This window comes from Polaromonas sp. (genome assembly GCF_036676035.1).
Lineage (GTDB): Bacteria > Pseudomonadota > Gammaproteobacteria > Burkholderiales > Burkholderiaceae_C > Polaromonas.
Genome location: NZ_JAKFDR010000081.1, coordinates 1 through 4,714 on the forward strand (window position 1 = coordinate 1; position 4,714 = coordinate 4,714).

Annotated in this window: 4 protein-coding genes and 1 pseudogene; 1 reads left to right on the forward strand and 4 read right to left on the reverse strand. The window is 65.6% G+C overall.

The window, feature by feature from the left end; genetic code table 11:
- The first annotated feature begins 151 nt into the window (after nt 1-151).
- The gene (locus V6M61_RS12875; protein WP_332776975.1) at nt 152-1,348 is read left to right on the forward strand and encodes a Fic family protein; all 1,197 of its coding nucleotides are present in this window, start codon (nt 152-154) and stop codon (nt 1,346-1,348) included.
- Nucleotides 1,349-1,397: 49 nt separating this feature from the next.
- Here the strand turns inward: V6M61_RS12875 and V6M61_RS12880 are convergent, their stop codons facing one another.
- From V6M61_RS12880 to glnQ, 4 genes and pseudogenes are all read right to left on the reverse strand, one after another.
- The gene (locus V6M61_RS12880) at nt 1,398-2,381 is read right to left on the reverse strand and encodes a 2-hydroxyacid dehydrogenase (protein ID WP_332776976.1); all 984 of its coding nucleotides are present in this window, start codon (nt 2,379-2,381) and stop codon (nt 1,398-1,400) included.
- A 328-nt stretch (nt 2,382-2,709) separates the two neighbouring features.
- On the reverse strand, nt 2,710-3,669 hold the full coding sequence (locus V6M61_RS12885) for a sugar kinase (protein WP_332776977.1): 960 nt from the start codon (nt 3,667-3,669) through the stop codon (nt 2,710-2,712).
- Entirely contained in the window at nt 3,666-4,469 is an 804-nt protein-coding gene (locus V6M61_RS12890; protein WP_332776978.1) for a sugar phosphate isomerase/epimerase family protein, read from the reverse strand. Before V6M61_RS12890 ends, V6M61_RS12885 begins: the two co-directional genes overlap by 4 nt.
- Nucleotides 4,470-4,500: 31 nt before the next feature.
- Nucleotides 4,501-4,714: pseudogene (glnQ, locus tag V6M61_RS12895) on the reverse strand (glutamine ABC transporter ATP-binding protein GlnQ); the annotation flags it as partial.

Sequence of the window (4,714 nt, forward strand, 5' to 3'; positions counted from 1 at the left end):
GCTTGCAGTTGAAGTGGAAACGCTCTTCGCCCGTGTACAAGCACCGCCAGAAAATGGGCTTGGAATGGAATTGAGCCCCACAGTGGAGCCTTATTAAAGTAAAGTGCTGTTATGTTTAATAGCGTAAAACCTTATTCAAGGCTCGTTCGCCATGCGTCGTGAAGTGACAGGCCGGTATGCCGCCAGCATAGCGGGGGGAGAAACCGTCCACGCCTTCGTCCCCGACCCATTGCCGCCCTTGCCGCCGCTCGATCTGGGCGGCACTCGGCAAGCAGCGTTGGAGAAGGCCACCTTGGCGCTGGGTCGCCTTGACAGCATCGCGCTGCTGCTGCCAGACCCGCAACTCTTTCTTTATGCCTATGTGCGGCGCGAGGCGGTGCTGTCCTCGCAAATTGAGGGCACGCAGTCCTCGCTGTCTGACCTGCTGCTGTTTGAGCTGGACGAATTGCCCGGCGTGCCCTTCGACGACGTGGTGGAAGTCTCCAACTACGTCGCGGCACTGGAACACGGCATGACGCGCTTGCGCGAGGGCTTTCCCCTGTGCAACCGACTGTTGCGCGAAATGCATGCCCGGCTGATGGCGCGCGGGCGCGGCAGCGAAAAGGCCCCCGGCGAGTTCCGTCGAAGCCAGAACTGGATCGGCGGCACCCGGCCCGGTAATGCCCGCTTCGTGCCGCCCCCGCCCCAGGAGGTCGAGTCCTGCATGACCGCGCTGGAGCGCTTCATTCACGGCAAAAATGACGACCCAGGTGGCAACGCAAATGGCGACTTGCCCGTGCTGCTCAAGGCGGCACTCGCGCATGTCCAGTTCGAGACCATTCACCCCTTTCTGGACGGCAACGGCCGGCTGGGGCGCTTGCTGATTGCGCTGCTGCTCCATGTTGGCGGCGCGCTCCAGCAGCCGCTGCTCTACCTGAGCCTCTATTTCAAGCAGCACCGTCCCCTGTATTACGAGCTGCTCGACCGTGTTCGCACCGAAGGGGATTGGGAGGCGTGGGTGGATTTTTTTCTCGAAGGCGTGGAGCAAACCGCCACCAGCGCCGTGCAGACTGCCCGACGGCTGGTGGACTTGTTCCAGCAGGACACCCAGCGTGTTCAGAACGGTGAACATGTTGGTAGGGGTGCCGCCAACGTCCTGCGCGTGCTCGACACCCTGCGGCAGCGGCCGTTATGCAGCCTGCGCCAGATCGGCCAAAGCGCCGGCATCACCTTTCCCACCGCCTCCAAGGCCATGCTGACACTGGTGGAGCTGGGCATCGCTCGCGAACTCACCGGCCAGCGCCGCAACCGGGTGTTTGTGTACGACGCTTATCTGAACATCCTCAATGAAGGCGGCGATGCGCTATGAAATTAATAGCTACTCGCGCCCGTTAAATAGGGGCTGAAGGCCGATTTTGCTACGAACCTGCCGCCTCAAACACCGCCACCGGCCGCTCCCCCGCCAAAGCCTGCAGCAGGTTGCTCGTCGCCAGCACCGCCATCGCATGCCGCGTCTCGAACGTGGCCGAGCCGATGTGCGGCAGGGCCGTTACTTTGGGGTGGGTGCGCAGTGGTGAGTCCATAGGTAGCGGCTCGGTGGCAAACACGTCGAGCCCGGCGGCGCGCAGGGTGCCGTGGTTGAGGGCGTGGAGCAGGGCGTCTTCCTGCACGGTGGCGCCGCGCCCGCCGTTGATGAAGATGGCGCCGGGTTTCATCAGGCCAAACTCGCGTGCGCCCATGAGGCCGCGGGTTTCGTTTGACAAGGGCAGCACGGCGGCGACGATGTCGGCGCGTCGCAGCAATTCATCCAGCGGTGCGTGCGTGGCCTTGCCAGCCAGCTCAGGCACATCCACGGGCCGGCGGCTGTGGTACAGCACGGGCATGCCAAAGCCCAGTGCGGCGCGGCGGGCCACGGCTTGGCCGATGCGGCCGAAGCCGAGGATGCCCAGCGTCTTGCCGTGCACGTCCCAGCCAAACAGTTCTTCGCCGATGTTGCGCGTCCAGCGGCCTTCGCGCACATGGCTGGCCAGTTCGACCAGGCGGCGGCTGCTGGCCATGATGAGGGAAAAGATGGTGTCTGCGGTGGTTTCGGTCAGCACGCCGGGCGTGTGGCACAGCATGATGCCGCGCGCGGCGAGCGCGGGCAGGGCGTAGTTGTCGACGCCCACCGACACGCTGGAGATGACCTTGAGCTGCGGCGCCGTGGCAAGCAGGGCCTCGTTCACCGGATAACTGGAGCCGATCATGCCTTCGGCGCTGGCCAGCGCGGCGTGGAAGGCGGCGGCTTGCTCGGGCAGGCGCGGGTTGGCGACTGTCACGTCGTGCTGCGCTTCAAGGCGGGCCAACTGGTCGGGCGGCAGTTCCCGGAAGACCAGGACTTTTTTGCGCGTTGATGTACCCATCGCTTAAACCTAGAAACCGCAGTTGGACGCGCCCGAGTGGGCCGTCATGGGGTGGGCTGGCAAGGCGAGCGGGAGCCCCCACGCTTGTCGCTTCGCGTACTGCGCTGCCCCCCGAGGGGGTTGTGCTTGCTCGGGGGCGGCCCTTCGCTGCGCACGACGCTGCAGGCTGATGTCTGCAAGGAGGAGCAACGCCGCCAGCGCGCGCCAGGGCGGCTCAATCGGGTGCGTAGCGCTGCCTGCCAAAAGGTGAACTTGTGCGTGAGCGAATAAGCGTGTGTTCATGCGATTCTTGCCAGCGGGCAATGAGCGGTCAACTGCGGTTTCTAGGTTAAAGCTTTGCGGCGTCCAGCTCGGCGCGGGTCGGCAGGCCCTCGCTGTCGCCCAGCACCTGCACGGCACGCGCGCCTATCCAGGCGCCGCGCTTCACCGCCTCGGGCACGCTCAGGCCGTCGAGCAGGGCGCTGATCACGCCGACCGCAAAGCCGTCGCCTGCACCCACGGTGTCTATCACTTCTGCCACCGGAAAGCCGGCCACATGGCCGTTGCCTGAGGCGTCTTCAAAATACGCGCCTTCGCTGCCGAGCTTGACGACGACCAGTTTGGCGCCGCGCTGGCGGTAGAAACGCGCAACGCCTTCGGGCGTGGTTTCGCCGGTCAGAAAGCGGCCTTCTTCCAGGCCTGGCAGCACCCAGTCGGCGCGCGTGGCCAGGTCGTTGATGGATTCGCGCATGAGCTCGGGCGTGGCCCACAGCGTGGGGCGCAGGTTGGGGTCAAACGAGACGCTGCGGCCGGCGGCGCGCATCAGGTCCATGGTTTTGCGGGCGGCGGGCAAGGTCGTGGCCGAGATGGCTGCAAACACGCCGGTGGCATGCAGGTGTCGTGCCGACAGCAGCCAGGCTTCGTCAATGTCGTTCACGCCCATGTGGCTGGCGGCCGAGCCCTTGCGGTGGTATTCCACCGGCGGGTCGCTGCCGTCGGTGACCTTGCCCTTGAATTGAAAGCCGGTTTTCTGGTTGGCGTCGCAAATGACGTGCGAGCAGTCAATGCCCTCCTTGGCCATGGCGGCCAGCAGGTAGCGGCCCATGGAATCGGTGCCCAGGCGGCTGGCCCAGCCGACCTTGAGGCCCAGGCGCGCCAGGCCGATGGCCACGTTGGTTTCAGCGCCGGCGGTGCGCTTGTGAAAGGCCTCGGCATGCTCCAGCGGGCCGGGCTGGTCGGCCACCAGCAGCATCATGGCTTCGCCGAACAGGGCGACGTCGAAGGGGGTCTTTGCGTGGGGGGTGTTCATGCGAGGGTGGGCTCCGGTTGCAGTGTACGGGCCGACAGTTGCGCGGCCACGGCACGAAGTTGGTGGATCTGTTCGCGCGTCACGGCCAGCAGGTCGTCGCCGATCAGCGGGTATTCAATGGCCCATGGTACGTTGGCCGGCAGGGCGCGCAGCACGGCGCGCCAGGGTGCGCTCGACTCGGCCAGCGGCACGGCCACCCAGCGCTGCGGCTGGCGCTGCACGCCTTTGCAGTGCACATAACGCACCTGCTGCGCCAGCGCCGCGGCGGCCTGCAGGGGGCACTCGCCTGTCCAGTGCCAGTTGCCCATGTCAAAGGTCATGCCCAGAAAAATCCCCTGGTCATTGGCCGTGTCAAAAAAGTCCTGCAGCGCGGCCAGCGTGCCGGCGGCCGGCGTCTGGTCGTTCTCGATCACCAGCTCGGTCTTGCCTGCATGCAGGCGGTCCAGCAGCGGGGCGAGCGTGCTGTGCGATGCGGGGCCAAAGCCGCCAATGGCCATTTTGAACCGCGGTGCACACAGGGTTTCGGCCGCAGTCAGTGCCCGCTCCAGTGCGGGCTGGTCCAGCGTGCCATCGCTGGCCCACAGGCCTTCAGGGCTGGAATAAACCACGCGCATGGCCGCCTGGCGAATCGCTTGCGCCAGTGCCGGGAGCTCGGCGGCGGCGTCAACCAGCAGCTCACCGCGCACCTCCACGCCGTCGGCGCCGGCCGCGTGTGAAAGCCGCGTGAACCAGAGCTGGCCATGGCGGCGCACTTCAGCCGCGCCAAAGGACGACAGCGAGATTAAAACGGGAGGAAGCATGGGGGCGAGGGAAGAAAACACTGACGAGGCTTTACCCGGCATGTTGATGCGAGCTCAGAATTTGTCCCAGGAAATTGCGCGTGGTTTCGTGCTGCGGCTTGCTGAAGAACTGCTGCGGTGGCGCCTGCTCGATGATCTGGCCGTTGGCCATGAAGATCACGCGGTCGGCCACGCTGCGGGCAAAGCCCATCTCGTGCGTGACGCACAGCATGGTCATGCCGTCGTCGGCCAGGCCGATCATGGTG